The sequence below is a fragment of the Micromonospora sp. DT233 genome (genome assembly GCF_049841815.1).
Taxonomy (GTDB): Bacteria; Actinomycetota; Actinomycetes; order Mycobacteriales; family Micromonosporaceae; genus Micromonospora.
The window spans coordinates 142,993-166,967 of the sequence record NZ_JBNCLB010000004.1; the positions used below are offsets into that span (position 1 = coordinate 142,993).

At 68.9% G+C, this 23,975-nt stretch carries 12 protein-coding genes; 8 read left to right on the top strand and 4 right to left on the bottom strand.

Features of this window, described 5'->3' with window-relative positions; translation table 11 throughout:
- The first annotated feature begins 64 nt into the window (after positions 1–64).
- Genes ACLQ2V_RS11830 through ACLQ2V_RS11840 form a run of 3 tightly spaced genes read left to right on the top strand, consistent with a single transcriptional unit; the run spans position 65 to position 12,029 of the window.
- On the top strand, positions 65–5,236 hold the full coding sequence (locus ACLQ2V_RS11830) for a DEAD/DEAH box helicase (protein WP_425718474.1): 5,172 nt from the start codon (positions 65–67) through the stop codon (positions 5,234–5,236).
- Positions 5,236–8,085 (top strand): helicase-related protein, encoded by a 2,850-nt coding sequence (locus ACLQ2V_RS11835; RefSeq protein ID WP_425718475.1) that lies wholly within the window; start codon positions 5,236–5,238, stop codon positions 8,083–8,085. The genes ACLQ2V_RS11830 and ACLQ2V_RS11835 overlap by 1 nt, the downstream gene beginning before the upstream one ends.
- A complete protein-coding gene (locus tag ACLQ2V_RS11840; protein WP_425718476.1) occupies positions 8,082–12,029 on the top strand; it encodes an Eco57I restriction-modification methylase domain-containing protein in 3,948 nt (1,315 codons plus the stop codon). The genes ACLQ2V_RS11835 and ACLQ2V_RS11840 overlap by 4 nt, the downstream gene beginning before the upstream one ends.
- Positions 12,030–12,046: 17 nt before the next feature.
- Here the strand turns inward: ACLQ2V_RS11840 and ACLQ2V_RS11845 are convergent, their stop codons facing one another.
- From ACLQ2V_RS11845 to ACLQ2V_RS11855, 3 genes are all read right to left on the bottom strand, one after another.
- Positions 12,047–13,513, bottom strand: a complete 1,467-nt coding sequence (locus ACLQ2V_RS11845) for a HEPN domain-containing protein (protein WP_425718477.1) — start codon at positions 13,511–13,513, stop codon at positions 12,047–12,049.
- Positions 13,514–13,590: 77 nt separating this feature from the next.
- Positions 13,591–14,310: a 5-formyltetrahydrofolate cyclo-ligase gene (locus ACLQ2V_RS11850; protein ID WP_425718478.1), complete on the bottom strand. Its 720-nt coding sequence runs from the start codon at positions 14,308–14,310 to the stop codon at positions 13,591–13,593.
- A 9-nt stretch (positions 14,311–14,319) separates the two neighbouring features.
- On the bottom strand, positions 14,320–15,486 hold the full coding sequence (locus ACLQ2V_RS11855; RefSeq protein ID WP_425718479.1) for a helix-turn-helix transcriptional regulator: 1,167 nt from the start codon (positions 15,484–15,486) through the stop codon (positions 14,320–14,322).
- Between the two features lie 287 nt (positions 15,487–15,773).
- On the opposite strand from ACLQ2V_RS11855, the gene ACLQ2V_RS11860 reads away from it, so the two are divergent.
- The 4 genes from ACLQ2V_RS11860 to ACLQ2V_RS11875 are packed head-to-tail and all read left to right on the top strand — an operon-like array spanning position 15,774 to position 18,771.
- A complete protein-coding gene (locus tag ACLQ2V_RS11860; protein ID WP_425718480.1) occupies positions 15,774–16,127 on the top strand; it encodes a hypothetical protein in 354 nt (117 codons plus the stop codon).
- Positions 16,124–17,218, top strand: coding sequence for an FAD-binding oxidoreductase (locus tag ACLQ2V_RS11865; protein WP_425718481.1), 1,095 nt, complete (start codon positions 16,124–16,126; stop codon positions 17,216–17,218). Before ACLQ2V_RS11860 ends, ACLQ2V_RS11865 begins: the two co-directional genes overlap by 4 nt.
- Positions 17,219–17,272: 54 nt before the next feature.
- Positions 17,273–17,875, top strand: coding sequence for a type IV toxin-antitoxin system AbiEi family antitoxin domain-containing protein (locus ACLQ2V_RS11870; RefSeq protein WP_425718482.1), 603 nt, complete (start codon positions 17,273–17,275; stop codon positions 17,873–17,875).
- Positions 17,872–18,771 (top strand): nucleotidyl transferase AbiEii/AbiGii toxin family protein, encoded by a 900-nt coding sequence (locus ACLQ2V_RS11875; RefSeq protein WP_425718483.1) that lies wholly within the window; start codon positions 17,872–17,874, stop codon positions 18,769–18,771. The genes ACLQ2V_RS11870 and ACLQ2V_RS11875 overlap by 4 nt, the downstream gene beginning before the upstream one ends.
- Positions 18,772–18,789: 18 nt before the next feature.
- Here the strand turns inward: ACLQ2V_RS11875 and ACLQ2V_RS11880 are convergent, their stop codons facing one another.
- Positions 18,790–19,707 carry an exonuclease domain-containing protein gene (locus ACLQ2V_RS11880; RefSeq protein ID WP_425718484.1) on the bottom strand — a complete coding sequence of 306 codons (918 nt, stop codon included), beginning with the start codon at positions 19,705–19,707 and terminating at the stop codon, positions 18,790–18,792.
- 269 nt (positions 19,708–19,976) lie between these two features.
- Between ACLQ2V_RS11880 and ACLQ2V_RS11885 the strand changes: the two genes are divergently transcribed.
- A complete protein-coding gene (locus ACLQ2V_RS11885; RefSeq protein ID WP_425718485.1) occupies positions 19,977–23,975 on the top strand; it encodes an Eco57I restriction-modification methylase domain-containing protein in 3,999 nt (1,332 codons plus the stop codon).

The window sequence follows — 23,975 nt, forward strand, 5'->3', positions numbered from 1 at the left end:
GGGCTCAGTTGCCGCGGGGAAATGATTGAATCAGTCCTGCAGCGGTGGGGTGTGAGGAGTACAAATGGACGTCTTCGATGTGCGGGACCGACTCATCGGGGACTACAAGGAGTTCACGTCGAGCTTCGTCGACCCTCGCGACCCGAAAGTCCGGGAACATGTCGAACGGCTGGCTGCCTCCGGCTATCAGTGGCCGGCACCCTACCTCTCGCTCAACCCGAACTTCGCCTCCGGCGGGACCGTCGACAAACTGGTGGCCGAGGGCCTGCTGCATCCGGACAGCGAGCGCATCTTTCGTATCAAGGAGAACGAGGCCACCCCGGGCGATCAGCCGCTGCGGCTGCATCAGCACCAGCGTGACGCCATCGCGATCGCCCGTGACGGCCACAGCTATGTGTTGACCACGGGCACGGGCTCGGGCAAGAGCCTGTCCTACATCGTGCCGATCGTCGACCGGGTCCTACGGGCCAAGACGGATGGGACGTATCAGCCCGGCGTCAAGGCGATCATCGTCTACCCGATGAACGCGTTGGCCAACAGTCAGCTGCACGAGCTGGAAAAGTTTCTCTGCTGGGGCTTTCCGAACGAGAAGCCGTTGGTGACGTTCGACCGCTACACCGGTCAGGAGAGCCGGGAAGCCCGACGTCGGATCCTCAGCGATCCGCCGGACATTCTGCTCACCAACTACGTGATGCTCGAACTGGTGCTGACCCGGCACCGGGAACGTGAGCGCCTGATCAGGGCCGCCAGCGGCCTGTGGTTCCTGGTCCTGGACGAGCTGCACACCTATCGAGGCCGCCAGGGTGCCGACGTGGCGTTCCTCGTGCGCCGGACGAGGGATGCCTGTCAGGCGAGACACCTGCAATGCGTCGGGACCTCGGCCACCATGACCACCGATGGCGACGCCGCGCGTCAGCGACAGGTGGTGGCTGACGTGGCGACCCGCCTGTTCGGCCAGCCGGTGTGGCCGGAACACGTCATCGGCGAAACGCTGCACCGCGTCACGACGGTTGTCGAGCCGGGCGCTGAAGGGCTCGCGCAGCGGGTGCGGCTCTGGTGCCGGGGCGGCCACGAACCCGGTCCTGAGGATTTCCGTAGGGACCCGTTGGCCCACTGGGTGGAGAGCGCGTTCGGCGTCGAGCCGGCGCAGGAGACCGGCCGGCCGGTCCGCCGGCGGGTCCCGCGTACCGTCCCGGAGGCTGCGGAGAACCTGACCGGGCTGACGGACGAACCGGTCAGCGACTGCCAGGCGGCTATCCAGGCCGTGCTCCAGGCCGGTGCCAGCATCACGCACCCGGAGACGGGACGGCCGGTCTTCGCGTTTCGGCTGCACCAGTTTCTCTCCAAGGGCGACAACGTCTATGTCACCGTCGAGTCACCGGCCCGGCGGCACATCACGAGCCGTTATCAAACCGTTTCACCGGACAGTGGCCCCACTGAGCGGAAGATCCTCGTGCCGTTGGCGTTCTGCCGGGAGTGTGGGCAGGAGTACCTGACGGTTCGCCGGTCGGTGAACGGCTTCGAGGCGCGGCAGGACTCGGACACCAGCGAGGACGGCGGCTACCTCTATCTCAGCGACGACCAGCCCTGGCCCGCCAGTCTCGAGATCGCGGTGCAGGACGGTCGGTTGCCGTACTCGTGGACGGTGCTCGCCGACGACGGCAGCACCGTCCCGGCCGAGGAGAAGCGTAAGTACCTCCCCGAGGTGGTGCACGTCGACGCCGAGGGCTTCGAGGTCGAGCCGGGGGAGGGGATCACCGCCGCCTGGGTCGCCGCACCCTTCCGCTTTTGCCTGCGCTGCCGGGTCTCGTATGAGCGTCAGCGGGGCAAGGACTTCGCCCAGTTGGCCAAGCTCTCCACCGAAGGGCGGAGCTCGGCGCTCTCGGTGGTCGGAGCGAGCATCGTGCGGGCGCTCCGCGCCGATCCGACGCTCGACAAGCCGGCGCGCAAACTGCTGTCGTTCGTCGACAACCGCCAGGACGCCTCCCTCCAGGCCGGCCACTTCAACGACTTCGTGCAGGTGGTCCAGCTCCGGGGTGCCCTGTACCGGGCGGCCGAGAAGAGTCCCGACGGCCTCACCCACGAGCGGGTGGCCCAGCGGGTCACCGAGGCGCTCGGGTTGCCGCTGACCGAGTTCGCCCGCCGGCCGGAGGTCCGCTACGGCAAGGAGGAAATCTGGCGGGCCCTGCGCGAGGTGGTTAGCTACCGGCTCTACCTCGATCTGGAACGCGGCTGGCGGGTGACCATGCCCAATCTCGAGCAGACGGGCCTGCTCCGCATGGGCTACCGCTATCTGGACGAGATCGCAGCGGACCAGGAAATCTGGGAGCGCAGCCACCACCTCCTGCGCGACGACAACCCGGAGCACCGGTACGAAATCGCGGCGACCCTGCTCGACGAGATGCGCCGCAATCTGGCCATCGACGTACGGTGCCTCACCGGGGAGGGCTTCGACGAGATCCGCCGGCTGTCGGCGCAGCACCTGGCCGAGCCGTGGGCGCTCAGTTTGCGGGAGCGGGCCACGGTCGCCGCGATCGCCTTCCCCAAACCCAGCGGAAAGGGTCGTCCCCGTTCCCATCTGCATCTGTCTGGGCGCGGTGCGCTGGGCAAATACCTCAAGCAGCAGTACGACTCGCCCGGGCAGCCGTGCACTGTCGCCGACGCCCAGGACATCATCCGCGATCTGCTGGCGGTGCTCACCGAGGCCGGCCTGGTGATTCAGGCCGAACCTGGCGAGGGCGATGACCTGATCGGCGGCTACCGGCTCCGCTCCGACGCGCTGCTGTGGCAGGCCGGCGACGGCAAGGCGGGTGCGGAGGACCGGGTCCGCAAGCAGCTCTCCGGTGAGGTCGGCGCCCGGGTCAACACATTCTTTCGGGATCTCTACCGGGACACCTCGCACCTGCTCGCCGGCCTGCAGGCGAAGGAGCACACCGCTCAGGTGACCCCGCAGGTCCGGCAGGAGCGGGAGCGCGAGTTCCGCGAGGGTGACCTGCCGCTGCTGTTCTGCTCGCCGACGATGGAACTGGGTGTCGACATCAATGCGCTCAACGCAGTGGCGTTGCGCAACGTGCCGCCGACTCCGGCCAACTACGCCCAGCGCGCCGGTCGGGCCGGCCGTTCCGGGCAGCCCGCGCTGGTGGTCACCTACTGCTCCACCGGCAGTGCGCACGACCAGTACTACTTCAAGCGGCCCACGCTCATGGTCGGCGGCACCGTGCAGCCGCCCCGCCTCGACCTGGCCAACGAGGACCTGGTCCGTTCCCACCTCCAGGCCATCTGGCTGGCCGAGACCGGCGAGGAGTTGCCCAGCTCACTCGCGGCCGTGATGGAGACCGGCGGGGAGAACCCGTCGTTGGAGCTGCTGCCGAAGCTGAAGAGGTCGATCGAGGATCCGGATGCCCGCCGCCGGGCGCTGGCCAGGGCCGAGGCAGCGCTCGCGGGGGACGTGGCCGGAGAACTGGCAGACGCGCCCTGGTGGCGTCCCACCTGGCTGGCGGAGATGATCGACCAGGCACCCCGCAGCTTCGAGGACGCCCTGGGCCGGTGGCGCAAGCTCTACCGCGCCGCGTTCCGGGAGTACGAGGTGCAGGGCCGCCGGGCGGTCGACACGAACGTCTCGCACAGGGCCCGTGAGGAGGCGCACCGCCGCGCCAACGACGCTCGGGTGCAGCTCGACCTGCTCCGCAACGAGGACTCCGACGAGCCGCAGACGGACTTCTACACCTATCGCTACCTCGCCTTCGAGGGCTTCCTGCCGGGCTACTCCTTCCCCCGTCTTCCGTTGGCCGCGTACATCCCCGGGCTCAACGGGCAGCGGCAGGGGGACTACATCCACCGGCCACGGTTCATCGGCATCAGCGAGTTCGGCCCGCAGTCGCTGATCTATCACGAGGGTGCGCGCTACATGGTGCGCGGCGTGCAGTTGCAGCAGGCGGCGGAGCCGGGCAAGGACAACCTTCTCACCACGTCCGCCCGGCGCTGCCGTGCCTGTGGGCACCTGCACGACGATGTCGCGGGAATCGACGTCTGTGACAGCTGCGGTGAGCGGCTCGGCGCGATCGACGAGAATTTGTTGCGGCTCTACACCGTGCGGACCCAGCGGCGAGAGCGGATCTCCTCAGACGAGGAGGAACGGCGGCGGGCCGGCTTCGAGATCGAGACGTCGTACCGCTTCCATCACCACGGTGGGCGGCAGGGCAAGCTCACCGCGACGGTCGCGCCGCAGGGCGGGCCGGCGGCGGCGACCCTGGTCTACGGCGACGCCGCCACCGTGCGGCGGGCCAACCTGGGGCTCACCCGGCGCAAGGACAGGAAGAAACGCGGCTTCTTCCTGGACACCACCAGCGGGGAGTGGCTCTCGGAATCCAAGGCGGCCGACAAGACCAGCGACGAGGAGGACGTCGGGGCCGCCGAGGAGACCAAGCGCAAGCAGCGGGTGATTCCCTACGTCGAGGACCGGCGCAACATCCTGGTGTTGCGGCTGACCCGCAAGGCCACCCGCGAGCAGGCCATCTCGCTGCTCTATGCCGTGGAACGGGGCATCGAGGCGACCTTCCAGCTGGAGGACTCGGAACTCACCGGAGAGCTGTTGCCCGACCTCGACGACCAGGGGCGGATGCTGTTCATCGAAAGCGCCGAGGGCGGCGCCGGCGTGCTTCGTCGCCTCGTCGAGGAATCCGATGCGATCAGCCGGGTGGCGGCGAAGGCGTTGGAGATCGCGCACTTCGACCCGGAGACAGGCGACGAGGCGCCGCAGGATGTGGTGGACGGCGACGACCGGTGCGTCCAGGGCTGCTACGACTGCCTGCTGTCGTACTCCAATCAGCCGTTCCACAAGCTGGTCGACCGGCACCTCGTCGTCGACGTGCTGCTGGAGCTGGCCGGGGCCACGACGACCAACACCAGTCCCGCCCGCTCCGCCACAGACGGGCTGGGGGCGACCGGGCCGGCGGCGGAATTCCTGGAGTGGCTGAAGCAGGCCGGCTACCGGCTCCCGGACGGCGGGCGCGAACAGTTGGCCGAGGCGACGCCCGACCTCGTCTACCGGGAGCACAAGGCGGCCGTGTTCGTTGACGTGCCTGGCGAACCCTACGGCGAGGGCCGGGACGATGACGCCGAAGAGAGCCTCATCGATGCGGGTTGGACGCCGATCCGGGTGACGGCGGGGCAGTGGCAACAGGCCGTGGACCGGTATCCGAGCGTGTTCGGTCAGCACAGGACAGGGAGCAACTGATGACGGTGACCGCACAGCGGTTCGAGCCGGGCACGCTGGTCAGGGCGCGAGGCCGGGAGTGGGTGGTGCTGCCGGAGTCGGAGGCCGACCTGCTGGTGCTGCGCCCGCTCGGTGGTTCGGACGACGAGCGGGCCGCCGTCCTGCCGGACCTGGAGGAGGTCGCGTCGGCAACCTTTGCTTACCCCGACCCGTCGGACGCCGGCAACGCCAGCCGGGCCGCGCTGCTGCGCACCGCGCTGCGCATCGGTTTCCGCTCCACCGGCGGGCCGTTCCGGTCCCTCGGCGGGCTGGCCGTCGAGCCCCGGCCCTACCAGCTCGTGCCGCTGCTGATGGCGCTGCGGCAGGACACCGTCCGGCTGCTCATCGCCGATGACGTGGGCATCGGCAAGACCGTCGAGTCCGGGTTGATTGCCGCCGAGCTGCTGGCCCAGGGCGACGCGGACGGGCTGGCGGTGTTGTGTAGCCCTGCCCTGGCCGAGCAGTGGCAGCGGGAGTTGGCCGAGAAGTTCGGTATCGCCGCCGAGCTGGTGTTGCCCGGCACCGTACGCCGGTTGGAGCGCGACCTGGTCGGCGCGCAGTCCATCTTCGACCGGTACCGGCATGTGGTGGTCTCCACCGACTACATCAAGCGGCCCGAGCTGCGCGACCAGTTCCTACGCGGGGCCCCCGACCTGGTGATCGTCGACGAGGCGCACTCCTGCGTCCTGGACGACAGCAACTCCGGCGGCAAGTCGCGGATGCTCCGCCACGAGCTGGTCCGCAGGCTGGCCGCCCGCGCCGACCGGCACCTGATCCTGGTCACCGCGACCCCGCACAGCGGCAAGGACGCCGGCTTCCGCAACCTGGTCGGCCTGCTCGACCCGCGCCTGGAGACCGTCGACCTGGACCGGGTCGAGGGGCGGGAGCTGCTGGCCCGGCACTTCGTGCAGCGTCGTCGGGTGGACATCCGCCGTTTCCTGGAGGACACCCCGTTCCCGGAGGACCGGGATTCGACCGAGAGCGCCTACCGCCTGACCGACCACTACCGCGCCCTCTTCGACGACGTGGTCGCCTACGCCCGGCAGACTGTGCGGGACCCGATCGGCGGCCAGGTGCGCCAGCGGGTGCGCTACTGGTCGGCGCTGGCGCTGCTGCGAGCGCTGGCGTCCTCGCCGCAGGCCGCCGCCGCGACGCTGCGTACCCGGGCGGCGAACGCCGACGCCACCGACGCGGCCGAGGCCGACGCGCTGGGCCGGGCCGCCGTGCTGGACCTGCCGGACGACGAGACCCAGGAGTCGATCGACCTGGTGCCCGGTGCCGAGATCGAGGTCTCGGGCAGCCCGGAGCGGCGCAGGTTGCTCGCCTTCGCCCGCCGCGCCGAGGCGCTCGCCGCCAAGGGCGACGCGAAGAGCGACCTGCTGGTCAGGGAGGTCAAGGCGCTGCTCGGCGACGGGTTCAACCCGGTCGTCTTCTGCCGCTACATCGACACCGCCGAGTACGTCGCGGAACGGCTGACCGCCGCGCTCGGCAAGGCGTTCACGGTCGGCTGCGTGACCGGGGTGCTGCCGCCGGAGGAGCGCATGGAGCGGATCAAGGAATTGACCGCCGACCCGAAGCGTCGCCCTGTGCTGGTCGCCACCGACTGCCTCTCGGAGGGGGTCAACCTCCAGGCGCACTTCCAGGCGGTGGTGCACTACGACCTCGCCTGGAACCCGACCCGGCACGAGCAGCGGGAGGGCCGCGTCGACCGGTTCGGCCAGCGCGCGCCGAAGGTCCGCGCCGTGATGATCTACGGCAGGGACAACCGGATCGACGAGATCGTGCTGAAGGTCCTGCTGCGCAAGCACGAGCAGATTCGCAAGGCGCTCGGCGTCTCGGTGCCGGTGCCGGACCGCAGCGACGACGTGTTGCAAGCCATCGCGCAGGAGCTGCTGATCGCCCCGGACGCACCGGAGCAGCTCACCATCGAGGGGCTGGGCGTGGCGCACCGCGAGGAGTTGCACAAGGAGTGGGACAGCGCGGCGGCCCGGGAGAAGGAGTCCCGCACCAAGTACGCCCAACGCGCCATCGCAGCCCAGCTTGAAGAAGTCAAGCCGGAGCTGGCCGAGATCCGGGCCAGCCTCGGCTCGCCGGAAGAGGTCGCCGAGTTCGCCCGGGCCGGCTTCGCCGCACTCGGCGCGGACGTCGTCCCGAACGGCGACGGCTTCGACGCCACCACGGGCCACCTGCCGCTGTCGCTTCGGGACGCCTTCCCGGCCGGCTATCCGGCCATCCTCGCGCTGCGCCGGGAGCTGCCCACCCCGGCCCGCGCCGCCCACCTGGACCGCACCGACCCGTACGTCGCGGCGCTGGCCCGCTACCTGCTGGAGAGCGCGCTGGACCGGACGGTTCCATCCGACCAGCGGCCCGCCCGCCGGGCCGGGGTGATGCGGACGGCTGCCGTGGCCAAGCGGACCACCCTGCTGCTGGTGCGGTTCCGGCTGCACCTCACCCTGCCCACCCGGGCCGCGACCGCCGAGCCCCGCCGGATCGTCGCCGAGGAGGCCCGGCTCCTGGCGTTTCGTGGTGCCCCGACGGCCGCCGAGTGGCTGCCTGAGGAGGAGGTGGCCACGCTGCTGAAGGCGACCCCGACCGGCAACGTGCTGCCCGAGGCCGCCGCCCCGTTGCTGGAGCGGGTGGTCGGCAAGCTGAACGCCGTCGTGCCGCACCTCGACACGACCGCCGACGGCCTCGCCGAGGCGCTGCGTGGCGCGCACATCCGGGTGCGGGAGGCGGCCGGTCAGCGGGTCCGCCGACAGGTCACCGTCACCGCCCAGAAGCCCGCCGACGTGCTCGGCGTCTACGTCTACCTCCCGGAGGCGACCGCATGACCGCCGTGACCTACCCCGCCGTGCGGGTCGAGGGCGGGCTACTCCCCGCCGGCCTGGTGCAGCGGATCGGCGACGGTGCCGCCGAGCTGCCCGGCGCGGATCCCTCCAGCTACGGTCTTCAGTCCGGCGAGTCGGTGCGCCGCTACGCCAACCGTTCCTACGCCTACCTCCAAGAGCAGTGGCGGGACTTCAAGCGGCAGCGAGGGCGGGCCGGCGACACTGCCCCGGCCCGGCTGACCCGGGAGCGCTGGCTGCTGATCCTGCTGCGCGAGCTGGGCTACGACGGCATCGAGTCGCTGCCGGGCGGCATCATCGTGGACGAGAAGCCGTTCCCGGTCAGCCACCGCCTCGGGGCCGTGCCGATGCATCTGCTCGGTTGGGGCACGGACCTGGACCGGCGGACGCCGGGGATGCGCGGCGCGGCCGCCGCGGCGCCGCACTCGCTGATGCAGCAACTGCTCAACCGTGCCGAGCAGCACCAGTGGGGCATCGTCGCCAACGGGCAGCGGCTGCGCCTGCTGCGCGACTCGACCAGCCTGGTCGGCGTCGCGTACCTCGAATTCGACCTGGAGACGATCTTCGAGGGTGACCTTTTCCCGGACTTCGTGCTGCTCTACCGGATGGCGCACGCCAGCCGGCTCGCCGTCCGCGACGCGGCGGCCGGGCCGTCGTCCTGCCTGCTGGAAGCCTGGCGTACGGAGGGAGCCAAGCAGGGCGAACGGGCACTGGCGCAGCTCCGCGACGGGGTGGAGGCGGCCCTGGAAATCCTCGGCACCGGCTTCCTCGACCACCCCGACAACGCGGCCCTGCGGGCGGGCATCGAGGTCACCCTGTCGCTGGAGGACTACAAGCGCTCCCTGCTGCGCCTGGTCTACCGGCTGCTGTTCTGGTTCGTCGCCGAGGACCGCAACGCCCTGCTCGACCCGGCGGCCACCCCGCAGGCGCGGCAACGCTACGACGCGTTCTTCTCGGCCCGTCGGCTGCGCGATCTGGCGCTGCGCCGCCGGCACTCCGGCCACGGCGACCTGTGGGAGGCGGCACGGCTGGTCTTCCGGTTCCTGGGTGAGGAGGCCGGCAACGAGACGCTGGGCCTGCCCGGCATCGGCGGCCTCTACGAGCCCGGCCCGCTGGACGGGCCGATCGCCGAGGCCAGCCTGAGCAACACCGCGCTGCTGCGCGCCGTCGAGGCCCTGGCGGTGCTGCCCGCGCGCAGGGGCGCCGGCCGGCAGCGGGTCGACTTCCAGCACCTTGGCGCGGAGGAGCTGGGCAGCGTCTACGAGTCGCTGCTGGAGCTGCGCCCCCGTTGGGACGCCCCGGCCCGCCGCTTCCACGCCGAGAAGCTCGCCGGCAACGAGCGCAAGACCACCGGCTCCTACTACACCCCGTCCTCGCTGGTGGAGTGCCTGCTCGACTCGGCGCTCGACCCGCTACTGGACGAGGCGACCGCGCTGCCCACCCCGAAGGAGCGCGTCGACGCGCTGCTCGACCTGACCGTCTGCGACCCGGCCTGTGGGTCGGGGCACTTCCTCATCGCGGCGGCCCGCCGCATCGCCAAGCGGGTGGCCGCCGAGGAGACCGACGAGCTGGAGCCCGCGCCGAAGGCGGTCAAGTCGGCGATGCGCCGGGTGGTGGCCCGCTGCATCTACGGCGTGGACGTCAACGAGATGGCCGCCGAACTGGCCAAGGTGTCGCTCTGGCTGGAGGCGATGGAGCCGGGCCGACCGCTTGGCTACCTCGACGCCAACATCCGGGTCGGCAACTCCCTGCTCGGCGTCACCCCCAAGCTGCTGAAGCAGGGCATCCCGGATGCCGCCTTCACCGCCCTCACCGGCGACGACAAGAAGGTCGCCACCGCACTGAAGAGGCAGAACGCCGAGGAGTTGGGCGGCCAGGACACCCTGTTCCACATCTCGGGCTTCGACGTCGCCAACACGGCGCTCGCGAACGAGGCCAAGGAGATCGTGTACGCGAAGCCTCCCACCTCGCTCGCCGACGTGCACGTGCAGGCCAGGCGGGCGAAGGCGCTGGAACAGGACCGCAAGCCGGCCAAGTTGATAGCCGACGCCTGGTGCGCTGCCTTCGTGCAGCCGAAGACGCAGGAGACCCGGGTCATCGCGATCACCCAGGAGATGCTGGAGCGGCTGGCCAAGAGGGAAATGACCCTGGAGACGCACCGGGCAGAGTCCCTGGTGGAGGAGTTGAGCCAGCAGTACCGCTTTTTCCACTGGCACATCGAGTTCCCGCACATCTTCCAGGTCCCCACGTACGGCCCGGTGGACGAGGCGACGGGCTGGAAGGGCGGCTTCTCCTGCATCCTGGGTAACCCGCCGTGGGAGCGGGTCAAGCTCCAGGAGCAAGAGTTTTTCGCCTCCCGCGACCCGGAGATCGCCGGGGCGAAGAACGCCGCCGCCCGCAAGAAGGCCATCGCCGCCCTCGCCGAGAGCGACGAGCCAGCCAAGAAGACGCTGTACGCGGAGTGGACCGACGCCCTGCACGAGGCGGACGCCTTCAGCCACCTGCTCCGGTCGTCCGGGCGCTACCCGCTGACCGGCAAGGGCGACATCAACACCTACTCGGTCTTCACCGAGACGGCCCGGGTGGTCCTGCACCCGCGCGGCCAACTCGGCATCATCGTCCCCACCGGCATCGCCACCGACGCCACCACCCAGGACTTCTTCAAGGACCTGGTTACCACGAAGAGCCTGGTGTCGCTCTACGACTTCGAGAACGAGGACAAGGTCTTCCCGGGCGTTCATAATCAGTTCAGGTTTGCGCTGTTCGCGCTCGGTGGTCGGGAACGGAGGATCGAGCGCGTGTCGCTGGTGTTTCGAGCGCGCCAGGCGAACCAGATCGCTGCGCGCGCCTACTCGCTCACGCCCCAAGAAATCACGCTGCTTAACCCGAACACCGGCACCTGCCCGGTGTTTCTCTCCCGGCGTGACGCCGAAATAACGCTCGGCATCTACCGCCGGGTGCCGGTGCTTTGGCGAGAGGGTGCGTCCGATGGCAATCCCTGGGGGTTGTCCTTCATGGCGATGTTCCACATGGCCAACGACTCCGGCCTCTTCCACAGTTCAGAGGAGCTGTTGGACCAAGGCTGGCGGCTCGACGGCAACGCCTTCGTTCGGGGTGACGAGCGGATGCTTCCGTTGTATGAGGCGAAGCTGATTCATCATTTCGATCACCGGTACTCCACCTATGAGGGTGCGACGCAAGAACAGCTCAACAAGGGGACCTTGCCGCGCCTCGACAAGGCCGCACACGCTGATTCGAACTGTTTGCCGACACCGCGTTACTGGATAGCGGAGTCCGAGGTGGATGGACGGCTGGCTGGCCGATCATGGCAGCGTGGTTGGCTGCTTGGCTGGCGTGACATCTGTCGCAGCGTCGATGAACGAACCCTCATCTCGACTATTGTCCCTCGTGCAGCGGTTGGGGACACCTATTTGCTTGCGATGCCGACGACCGTCTCCGCTGCTCTTCAAGCCAATCTCAGTGCCTTCGTGCTTGATTTTGTGGTCCGGCAGAAGGCATCCGGAACCCACTTAAAATACTACACGGCTAAGCAGCTTCCGGTGCTCCCGCCCGATTGCTACTCCCATCCGACTCCGTGGGTTAGGGATGGCGGGATGCTGGGGGAGTGGGTTACGAAGCGGGTTCTGGAGCTGACATACACTGCCCAGGACCTCGTACCCTATGCTCGCGATCTCGGCTACGACGGGCCGCCGTTCCGCTGGGACCCGGCACGGCGCGAACTGCTCCGCTCCGAGCTGGACGCTGCCTATTTCCACCTCTACGGAATCGACCGCCACGACGTGGACTACATCATGGACACCTTCAAGGTCGTGCGCCAAAAGGACGAGGTCGTCCACGGTGAATACCGCACCAAGCGTCTCATCCTTGAGGCATATGACGTAATGCTCGCTAATCGCCTATCTCTTTAACGTTTCTGTCGTGATGCTTAAGTAAGGTGCTCTTCGGCCTGCCTGGCGGTGTGTCGGAGTTCGGGGTGGTCGTTAATGACTTTCCGTTGTCTTTCGCCGGGGATGCCGAGTGCTTGGAGTAAGTTCATCACCACTACCGCACTCGTGACGTTCACGACGGCGGCCAACTCATCCATGGTTTGCTCTGTTTGACCGGTGTGAGCGAGATCGTTTCGAGCGCGAGTGGCTACCTTGGCCCACTGCTCCACGTCTGGCACTAGGCGTTTCATTGCCTCTCGGTCCGGTAGTGCAACGAGGGCCTTAAGGCGTTCCTTCAATGTGGGGTCATTGCGAATTTTGCTCCTCACCCAAGCGTGGTGTTCCTCGGGTGTCTGCTCCAGTAGCCGTGCTCTCAGGGCGTCGAAATCCGCCTTGAGCATGTAGGGTTGACTAATTTTTAGTCCTCGATGCAAGACCTCGGCCGCGCCCACTGCCGCAAGCAGGTTCCCATGGACGTAACGTGCTGGCGCATAGCGCAATCCGAGTATCATATTGGAAGCTGCAAGGAGCGACTGCCGGACTTGCCACCAGCGGGGCATGATGTCCTCGAAGGGAATGTCTGCACAGGTGAAGAGGGTGGCATAGTGCCCGGCGGCCTTGGCGTCGCCGTCACCCCTCACGGCGCCGTGGAAGTAAACTTCAATATCACGGGCCCGGGCCGGGTATCCGGGAGGGCTGTCTCGTCGCTTGGCAGGCATTCTTAACTGCAACAACAGGATTGCGGAAGCACGGTGCGTAGCCAGAGACACGAGGTCTTGAATTGCCTTAGCGTGGTCAAGCGCAGCATTAAGTGAGAAGGATTTCGTTGACTCAAATCGTACGAGGACGCTGTCCGTCATTCGGCCAATGGATCGGCCGCGACGCTGATCAAAGTGAGGCAGAGTATGCACGTGGGAGAGCCTGACCGCCATGTCATCCATAACGACGGAAGGTCCGTCGACCGGTTCTACAGAGATCGAACCTCGCCCGTCCGCGCGCTCATCCTTCAGTCCGAGGGTGCTGGTAAAGACTGAGGAGCCTGCCCACGTATTTAGGTTTTCCACCGACACAAGGCTTACGGCGAAGACCTCCTGATCGATGTCTTCTAGGTGTGTTCCTGCGAGGGCAATCGTGGCGTGAATTGTCTGCTTATCTGGGCCGTCGAATCCAAACCCATACGAGCGACTGCTGGTCGGAATGCAGTCGAGCAACGTTATTTCTCTAGTCTCCGCGACGCCGCAAATAACCGACCATGATCTCCTGCCTTCCATCACAGAAACCACGCCATCGCCCAGGGTTTGCAGCACGCGTTCCTCGAACCCGCCGATCAATGATAGCTGCAAGCCTTCGGCCGGTTCGTAACGGAGCGTGCCGGGAACCTTGCGCTCTGGCTCAGTTGGCAGCCACCAGTAGCCCGACCACTCCCACGCGAGATCGAGTCGACCACGCTCCGAAACAGCCGTCATTTGCGACTCCCACTGGTCTATCAAATCTTGCCGTTATGTAGTTGTACACGCTTGGAGCGAGCACTGTTTGGCCGCCCTCAACTGGAGACTGCTGATGCCTTAAGGACTGGGATGGCGTCGATCTTTGGCCCGCTGAGGCTTTCCCAGTAGATGCCGGTCGGGCGCTGGCGTCGGCGGCACTCGATCACTTCAACTGGAGTGATGATCAGGTCGAGGCCGAAGTCGTGCGACGACTCGGGGAGCGGTCCGTCGACGATCTGCAACGGGTGGACCGTCGTCGCGAGGATGGTGGATGGGCCGACCAATCCGGCCTCGGTGAGCAGGGCGATCTCGATGTCCGAATAGCCCGCACCCTTCCCGATCCGCACACCGTCGCGGTTGACTGCGACGCTGCCGCACACCACCAGGTCCACCGGCCACATCTCGCTGATGCTGACCTTCGGCGCGTGGTCCGCCGCGCCGCTGCCAGTGGCGATCTCGTCGGGCGCTGCGTTCAGGTTGGCCGGATCGAGCAAATAGAAGGGCCGGATGTCGGCGATCTTCGGCACCGCCATGTAGAGGAGCTTGCCCTCGGCAAGCGCTCGTAGTCTCACCGGCAGTTGAGCCTTGTCCGGGTTGGACTTGATGACGCTGGCGTTACGCCAGGCATCATGCTGCGCGAGCCGCCCAGCGGCCAACTCGGCTCCGACGAAGTTGGGGATTCGTCCGTGAGCGCCCGGGGGAAGCGCCTGGCCAGCCTGCTCCAGTCGTGACCAGACGGCTTTGCGTACCTCGCGTTTTGCCTCTTCGATGTCCATACGGCCCCCTCAGGACGACATCAGCGCCAGCGTCCGGTCCAAGACCTCCTGGACGTCCGGCCGGTCTCGCCATGGTCGCAGTTCTCGGCCGGCGGTGAAGAGAACGTTGACCGCGCCGCCGCCACGGGTCTCCTCGACTACGTCGATAACCTGGTGCAGCGTCTCGGTCGCGCCGTCAAGGTCGCGCTGCCGAAGGCGAGCCAACGCGAGATTGCCGAGGACGATGGCGTGCGACTTCCGGCGCTCCCGGATTTCGGCGGGTGCCTCTTCGAGAAAGGACTGAGCCCGCTTGGGCTCGCCGAGGAGGAGGTAACAGGAGCCGGCCAGCCGGTTGAGTTGTCCGGCTGAGGCCAGTGCGCGGGTCTGGTCACCGTCGTCCGTGTGGCCTAGGTGGCTCTCGGCTCGACCAAGGGCTTCTTCGCAGGCCAAGCGCTCGCCCATCATCGCGTTGGCCTCGCCGACATGCAGCAGAGCCACGCCTGCCAAGGTGTGGTCACCGCAGCGAGAGGCGAGTTGGGCGGCTTGGGTAGCCTGAGCGAGGCCACTCTTCGGGTCGTCCTCGCTGTAGAGCGCTATGAAGCTTCGGCGAAGTCGGGCCTGTGCCTCGGCTTCGGCGTCGTTGTTCTGCTTCGCGGCGTGCGTTGCCTGGTCGTAGTAGTTCAATGCTGCCTGGACGTGCCTCCGCTGCGACGCGTCCCAGACGAGTTGACCCATGAAGATGGAGGCTGCCGCTTCGACGTCGCGCAGGGCGCGGCGGACAGGCTCGCCAGTAGCGTGTACGCGCAGAAGGTTGACCTCGCTGTGTAGGCGGCTGGCATCCGGCAGGATCGCGATGGACGGGCTGGTGTCGTAGCTGCCGATCAGCCGGGCGAGTGTCTGGTGGAGCTGCGCGACAGCGGCAAGATCGGCTGTTCGAGGGTTTTTTAACACGGAGGCGAGCCGGTCGCCGCGCTGGGTTCTCGCAGCGCCAACATCGGCGAGCAGCCCGCTCAGACCCTCCGGCGACACGCCCAGGGCATCGGCGAGCCGTGATCGGACCCACGGTTGGGGTTCGGACTCGACGCGTTCCCACCGAACGACGGTGGTGCGGTCGACGCCGAGCTTCTCCGCGAGGCTTTCCTGCGTGTGGCCGACCGTTTTGCGTCGCTGGACCAAGCGGTGTCGCTTTAGGGCCATCACGGCACCTTCCATTGCGGAACGTGATTGAGCGATCCTACACAGTTGCTCTGCCTGGTAGGGGAAATGCAACACTTCTGCACAGTTCTGCCAAGTTGCTGCTCTGTAGCGGAATCGGCGGTTTGGCCAGGGTGGACGCATGGCCCGGGGCGGGTGCTGGGCTCCGGCGGGCGTTTCCCCATCGCGTCTGCGTCGTCCCCGCCCGCCCCGGTGCCGCTCCACTTCACGATCTCGACGGAAGGGCTTGCCATGGCGGCGGTGCTGGACGACTTCACCTGGATCCGGGCGTGACCGGGCTCGGGCCGTACCCCGTCGGAGCGCTCGGGTCGGCGGGGGTGCGGGACGCGGTGGCCCGGTGGCTGCGGCTGGTGGCGGCGGACGCCGAGCTGGCCCCGTACCTCATCGGGGTTGATCGGGCCCGGCTCGCCGGGCACCTGGCGCTGACCCTCACGGTGGCGCTCGGCGGGCCGGCGGGCGACATCGCGCGGCCGGCGGCCGGGGCGTGGCGCGGCCTGGGCCTGACCGAGGCACAGCACGGCCGAGTGGTCGACTACCTGGCCGGGGTGCTCTGGGCGCTCGACGTGCCGGCCGGCGCGGTGGAGGCGGCCCGGCGGGCCTTCGCGGACGAGGCCGGCTCGTGACCGCCGCCCTGGCCGCGTCGTGGTCGACCACCATGCGGTACGCCCGCGCGGCGGCCAACCACTTCTGGTGCACGCTGGAGGACCGCTGCCCGGGGCTGCTGCCCGAGCGGGAGGCGGCCGTCTTCCTCGCCGCGCTGGGGCGGCTGACCTGCGGCGGCGACGACCCGGCCGGGCGGGCGGCCCTGCTGGCCGTGCTCGGCCCGGCCTACCGCCGCTACCGGCTGGTGCCGCGCCAGCACATCGTTGAGGCCGCGCTCACCGCCACCGTCGCCCGGCACGCCCCCTGGACGCCGGAGCTGAAGGCCGCCTGGGCGCAGGCCGCCCGGCGGGCGTCGGCGGCGGTGACCCAGGTCGCCGGCGAGCCAGCCGGCGACGGCCCGGCCTGGCTGCCGGCCGAGGTCGTCGACCACGACCGGGCCGCCGAGGGCATCGCCACCCTGACCGTACGCACCTGGCGACGCCTCTCCTTCCGGCCCGGCGAGGCAGTGCCGGTCTGCACCGAGCGCTGGCCCGGTCGGTGGCGCTGGTACTCGCCGGCCAACGCCCCGCGCCCCGACGGCACCCTCGAACTGCACGTCCGTGCCGTCGGCGCAGTCTCCCGCGCCCTGGTCCACGCGGTACGCCCCGGCGACCAGCTCTGGCTCGGCCCACCGCGCGACACCGGGTTGACCCTCGACCCGGCGTCCCGGGCGGACCTGCTGCTGGTCGCCGGGGGCACCGGGCTCGCGCCGCTGCGCGCCCTGGTCGAGCAGGTCGCGGGGGCACCGGCCGGTCGAAGGGTGTCCCTGGTCATCGGCTCCCGCGCCCTGGCCGACCTCTACGACGCGATCAGTCTGGACGACCTCCAGTGCGCGCACGACTGGCTGACCCTCCTGCCGGCGTTCTCGCACGATCCGCTCGCCGAGCCGGGGGAGCGGGGCGACGCGCTGACCGTGGCGCTGGAACACCACCGGCCGGGGCAGGAGGTCTACCTGTGTGGGCCGCCGCTGATGGTGGCCGGGTCGCGGCTGCGGCTGCTCGCCGCCGGGGTGCCCGCCGAGCGGATTCACCTGCCGGATCAGTTTGTCGGCTTGCGGGTGTCTGAAACCTAAGGAATTCCGGAGGAATTCCTTACAGGTCTACTAGGGATGTGTAGGATTTCTCTGGTGAGGCGAGGGGGAGAGGTCGAGGCGGCGTCGATGCGCTTGTTGCCGGCAACCTTCAGCTACTCGCAGGCTCTGGAGGCCGGCCTGACGCGGTGGCGGCTCTACCGGTTGCGGGACCAGGGGCTGATCGAGCCCCTGGGTGGCGGGCTCTATCGACGCCACGACGCCGAGGCCGCGGACATCGACCTCATCGAGCTTGTCCGCCGGGCTCCGCCCGCCACCCTGTGTCTGACCAGCGCGCTGGCTCGTCATGGTCTTACCGACGAGATTCCCTCCCGCATCGACGTCGCGCTGCCTCGCGGCCGGCATCGACCGGCGACGGCCGCCCCGGTCGCCTGGCACACGTTCGACCCGGCCACCTTCGAGGTCGGCCGTACCGAGTTGCCACTCGATTCAGATACCTCGATCGGTCTCTACGGTCCCGAGCGCAGCATCATCGATGCCCTTCGCCTTCGGCACCGCGAGGGGCCGGAACTGGCATACACGGCTCTGCGTCGGTGGCTGAGACGGGACGGCGCGGCGCCGGCGAAGCTGCTGGCGATGGCTCGATACTTTTCGCAGGCCGAACGACCACTCCGAGAGGCTCTGGAGATCCTGCTGTGACCGTGCGCCCGACCCGCGCCACCGTGGCCGGCCGTGCCTACCTCGACCTTCAGAATCTCGCGCGCCGCACCGGCCGACCTACCGACGAGCTGCACCAGGTCTATGCCCTGGAGGGCTTCCTCGCCCGCTTGGCCCAATCCCCGTACGCGGACAAGCTCGTCCTCAAAGGCGGCGTACTGCTGGCCGCCTACGCTGCCCGCCGGCCGACCCGAGACGTGGATCTCCAGGGTCGATGGATCTCGAATGACACCGATCAGGTGCTCGGTATCGTCCGTCGCATCGCCGCCCTGGACCTCGACGACGGCTTGACGCTCGATGCAGCGAATGCAACGGCGGAGACCATCCGGGACGACGACGTCTATGCCGGCGTGCGGGTCAGCCTCAGCGGCCACCTCGCCGCTGCCCGCCTGTCCTTCCACGTCGACGTCAACGTCGGCGACCCGATCTGGCCGGATCCGCAGCCGATCAAGCTGCCGCGCCTGCTCGACGGTGAGATCGTGGTGACGGGCTATCCGCTCACCATGGTCTACGCGGAGAAGCTGGTGACGGCGTTGCAGCGCGGCGTGGCGAACACCCGTTGGCGCGACTTCGCCGATGTCTATCTGCTGTCGGGCCGCCACGATGTCGACGGTGCAGATCTGGCCACAGCTGTGCAACGGGTGGCCGAATACCGCGAGGTGACGCTCGCGCCGTTGAGCCAGGCCCTCGACGGCTACGCGGCGCTCGCGCAGCGACGGTGGGCCGCCTGGCGGCGCAAGCATCACCTCGATGATCGGTTACCGCAGAGCTTCGACGAGCTGTTGCAGCGAGTCTTCGCCCTCGCCGACCCGGCATTGACCGGGCTCTCCGCTGGTCGTACCTGGATCACGCAGGCATCGGGTTGGACAGCGAGGTGACAGCGGCGCGCCCTCGCCTTATCGGCGTCGCCTGGTCTCCAGCGGCCACTCCAGGCTGACCGTCTTCTCGTGGCCGAGCCGGTCGAAGTAGGCCTGGAGCTCCCGCTTCTGCTCGGCGTACCAGGTGATCTGCGCCCGGTGGAGGGCGTCCGGGCGCATCCGGGCGATGCGTTCGTGCCGGGCGGCGATCGACACCGCCATGTTGACGGCGGCGCGGGCGTCGCTCGCGGCGTCGTGAGCGGAGGTGAGGTCGACGTCGTAGTATCTGCACAGGCCGCCGAGTGGCTGCATGCCGGTGTGGGTGGGTTCGACCTCCCGGTGCAGGACCGAGGGGTCGATGATGACGGCGCGGTCCCAGTCCAGCGGCGCAAGGGCGTGTCGGGCCAGCTCGGAGTGCAGCACCGTGACGTCGAAGGGGGCGCAGAAGGCGACGAGCGGCGTGCCGTCGGCGATCACCTTCGCGATGGCCGTTGCCACCTCGGCCAGCGACTCCCGGGCCGGCCTTCCGGAGCTGCGGACCATCTCGTCGGTGATCCCGTGGATCTCGGTGGTGGGGGGCGGGATCGGCACGCCCGGGTCGATGAGCCACCGCGCGGTCGTGCCGTCGGAGTAGACCAGCGCGGCGGAGACGATGCGCGCGTCGAAGGGCTCGTTCCCGGTGGTCTCGACGTCGAAGCCCACCATCGGCAAGTCGTGCCACCCGCGGTGGCGGCCCGGCGGCGGGGCCGTCGGTGCGCACCCGTCGTGGTACGTGGTCCACCGGCCCTCGATCATGATCGCTTGTCCGGCCCCGGCTCCCACCCGGTTCTGGCACGTGCCACATCTTCCGGGGTAATTGTTGATCACGATGGAACTCCTGCTTCGGTCATCCGGGTGCACCGAGGGGTGCCGGGTGTCGGGGACGAGACACGCGAAGGGCCTCGCGCTGAAGATCATGAGCCATCGGTCGCGCTGCCGGCACCCACCGGCCGGGGCAACCCCTGGCCTATGTGGACCGCCGGGCGGCGCCCTTCGCCGGTGACGTCTGTCGGGTGGCCTCGTGTCAACGGCGACGTGGGCATCTTCGGTGACGACAAGGCGACAGCGGGTTGCTGCGCCTGCGGCCTTGTAGGCGTGAAGGTCGATCTATAGGCTCGGGTCGACACTGAATGTGATCAATTCCTTGCTTGGTGTCAGCTCTGGGTTCTGCGGCCTGGGGAGGCGGTGTGGCGCTGTCGTATCCCGCCGTGCAGGTGGTCGGGGGCCTACTGCCCGGTGGCGTGGTGCAACGAATCGGCGAGGGCGATCCGGAGGTCCCCGGCATCGACCCGGTCTCCTACGACCTGGCGGCCGGCGAGTCGGTGCGGCGACTGGCCAATGCGAAGTACCTCTACCTCCGCGACACCTACACCGACTTCACGAAGCGGCGGGCGAAGAGCGCGGCGGCCGTGTCGCGGCTGACCCGGGACGAGTGGCTCCGGCCGCTGCTGCGCGAGCTGCACTACGACGACTACGAGCCGCTGGGCGGCGGCATCCCTGTCGACGAGCGGTCGTTTCCGGTCAGCCACTGGTGGCGGCGCACCGTGCCGATGCACCTGCTGCCGTGGCACGCCGACCTCGACCGGCGGATCGGCCGGGCCGGTGGCCCGGCGGCAGCGGCACCGCACGCCATGGTCCAGCAACTGCTGAACCAGAGCGACCGGCACCTGTGGGCCGTGTTGTCCAACGGCCAGCGGCTGCGGCTGCTGCGCGACTCGACCAGCCTCGTCGGGTCGTCGTACATCGAGTTCGACCTTCAGTCGATCTTCGAGGGCGAGCTCTTCCCCGACTTCGTGCTGCTCTTCCGGATGGCGCACGCCAGCCGGCTGAAGGTCCGCGACGAGGAGGTCGGGCCGCCGTCCTGCCTGCTGGAGCAGTGGCGGGCGTACGGCGCGAAGCAGGGCGAGCGAGCACTCACCCGGCTGCGCGGTGGCGTCGAGGCCGCGCTGGAACTCCTCGGCACGGGCTTCCTCGACCACCCGGCCAACCAGCATCTCCGCGACGTCATCGGCACCGAGCTGTCGCTGGGCGACTTCAAACGCTCGCTGCTCCGGCTGGTCTACAAGCTGCTCTTCTGGATGGTCGTCGAGGATCGCGACTTGTTGCTCGACCCGGCGGCCGACCCGGCTGCGGGCCGGCGCTACGAGGCATACCTGTCGTCCCAGCGCCTGCGCAAGCTCGCAATGGTCCGCCGCTACTCACGCCACGGCGACCTGTGGCAGAGCGTCAAGCTCGTGTTCCGCATCCTCGGGTCGGAGACCGGCTCCCGCACCGTCGGCCTGCCCGGCATCGGGGGGATCTTCGAGCACAGCGTCCTGGACGAGCCGCTCTGCGGCGCGGAGCTGACCAATGCCGCGCTGCTGCAGGCGGTCGAGGCCTTGAGCGTCTTGGCCAAGCGTCGTGGTGGGCGGCAACTGGTGGATTTCCGGCATCTCGGCGCCGAGGAGCTGGGCAGCGTCTACGAGGCCCTCCTCGAGTTGCACCCGCACTGGGACGCGCCCCGCCGACGGTTCCACTTCTCAAGACTGCATGGCAACGACCGCAAGAAGAGCGGCAGCTATTACACCCCGGCAGACCTGGTCGACAGCCTGCTCGACACCGCGCTGGAGCCACTGCTGGACGAGGCATGCGACAAGCCGACCAGGGCCGAACGGGAGGCGGCACTGCTCGCCATCACCCTCTGCGACCCCGCGGTCGGGTCCGGGCACTTCCTCATCGCCGCCGCCCGGCGGCTCGCCAAGCGGCTGGCGGCCGAGCAGACCGACGAGCCGGAACCCAGCGTCGACGCCGTCCGGATCGCGCTGCGCACCGTCGTGAGCCGGTGCTGCTACGGGGTCGACCTGAACGAGATGGCGGCGGAGTTGGCGAAGGTGTCGCTCTGGCTGGAGGCGTTCGAGCCCGGCAAGCCGCTGGGCTATCTCGACGCCAACATCCGGGTTGGTAATTCGCTCCTCGGAGCGACACCGGCGATGCTGTGCGGTGGCATTCCGGATTCGGCCTTCACCGCCCTTGGCGGCGACGACCGCACGGTGGTCAACGCGCTGCGGAAGCAGAACGCTGCCGAGCGGCGCGGCCAACGGCCACTCGGCGACGTCACGGGCGTCAACCTCGACCTGGCCGAGGAGGCGCGGGCGATCGCGCACCTGGCACCCTGCGAATCGCTGGCCGACGTGCACGTCCAGGCCAAACGCGCCGAGTTGCTGGACGAGGAGCGCACCCGCAAACGGCTGGACGCCGACGCCTGGTGTGCGGCCTTCGTCGGGCCGAAGACCGAGCGCACCCGCCCGTACGCCATCACCGAGGGGATGCGGGAACGGCTGGCCGGGGGAGACCGGGGCGGCATGGTCGAGGCGGCCCGCCAGGTGGTCCGGACGATGAGCCGGCAGTACCGCTTCTTCCACTGGCACATCGAGTTCCCGCACATCTTCCCCGTCCCGCCCGACGGGGTCGGCGTCGACCCGGCGACCGGCTGGACCGGCGGCTTCTCCTGCGTCCTCACCAACCCGCCGTGGGAGAAGATCGAACTCAAGCAGGAGGAGTTCTTCGCCGGCCGCGACCAGGGCATCGCCGGGGCGCGGCACGCCGCCGCCCGCCGGGAGCTCGTCGGAGCCCTGCGGAGCAGCGGGCAGCGGCACGGGCAGGACCTTTACGGCGAGCTGCGCACCGCGCAACGCGAGGTGAGCGGGGTGAGCCACCTAATCCGTTCCTCGGGGAGGTACCCGCTCACCGGCACGGGCCGGCTGAACACTTACGCCGTGTTCGCGGAGACGGCCCGAGCCGTCGCCGCGCCGAGCAGCATGCTCGGGATGATCCTGCCCACCGGGATCGCGACCGACGCGACCACCCAAGCCTTCTTCAAGGACGTGGTGACCGGCGGGAGCCTCGTGTCACTGCACGACTTCGAGAACGAGGAGAAACTCTTCTCGAACGTGCACCACTCGCTCCGCTTCGCCCTGTTGACGATGGCCGGGCCCCCGCGAATCGCCCCCACGGCCGCCCTCGCCTTCCGGGCCCGGCAGGTCTCCGACATCGCGTCTCGGGCCTACCGGTTGACGCCCGAGGAGATCGGCCTGCTCAACCCCAACACCGGCACGTGCCCGGTCTTCCTCTCCCGGCGGGACGCTGAGATGACCCTGGGCATCTACCGTCGAGTGCCCGTGCTCTGGCGGGAGGACGACCCGGAGGGCAACCCGTGGCGGCTCTGGCTGCGTCAGGGCCTGTTCAACATGGCCACCGACTCGGGCCTGTTCCACACCTTCGACCGGCTCGTCGACGAGGGCTGGCAGCTCGACCGCAACGTCTTCCTCCGGGGCGGGGAGCGGATGCTGCCCTTGTACGAGGCGAAGATGGTGCACCACTTCGACCACCGGCTCGGCACCTACGAGGGCGCCACCGAAGCCCAGCTCAACGTCGGCACGCTGCCCCGGCTCGACGCCGACGCCCACCGGGACCGGGCGGCGACCGCACTGCCGCGCTACTGGGTGGCCGAGCAGGAGGTGACGGACCGGCTCGCACAGCGGTGGTCGCGCGGCTGGCTGCTCGGCTGGCGGGACATCTGCCGCAGCACCGACGAACGCACCCTCATCCCGACCGTCGTCAGTCGCTCTGCGGTCGGCGACAAGTTCCTGCTCGCTCTGCCGGCCGCGCAGCCGGCATGTCTGCAGGCCAACCTGAGCTCTCTCTGCCTCGACTACGTGACGCGGCAGAAGTTCGCCGGCACCTCCCTCAAGTACTACGTGTTGAAGCAGTTGCCGGTGTTGCCGCCGGAGAGCTACGGGCGGCCGGTGCCGTGGGACCCGGCGGCGCCCGACCTGGCGGCGTGGATCACCGCCCGGGTGCTGGAGCTGACCTACACCGCCGACGACCTAGCGCCGTACGCCCGCGACCTGGGCGACGACGGAGCACCGTTCGTCTGGGACCCGCAGCGGCGGGAGCTGATCCGCGCCGAGCTGGACGCCGCCTACTTCCAGCTCTACGGCCTCACCCGCGACGAGGTCGCCCACGTCCTGGACACCTTCACCGTGTTCCGGCAACGGGAGGAGCGGGCGCACGGTGAGTACCGGATGAAGCGCCTGATCCTCGAGCGGTACGACGCCATGTCCGGGGGCATTCAGTCGGGCCGGCCCTATCCGCTCCTGCTGAACTCCGCCCCCGGACATGGCCGCCGTCATCCGGCCGCCACCTGA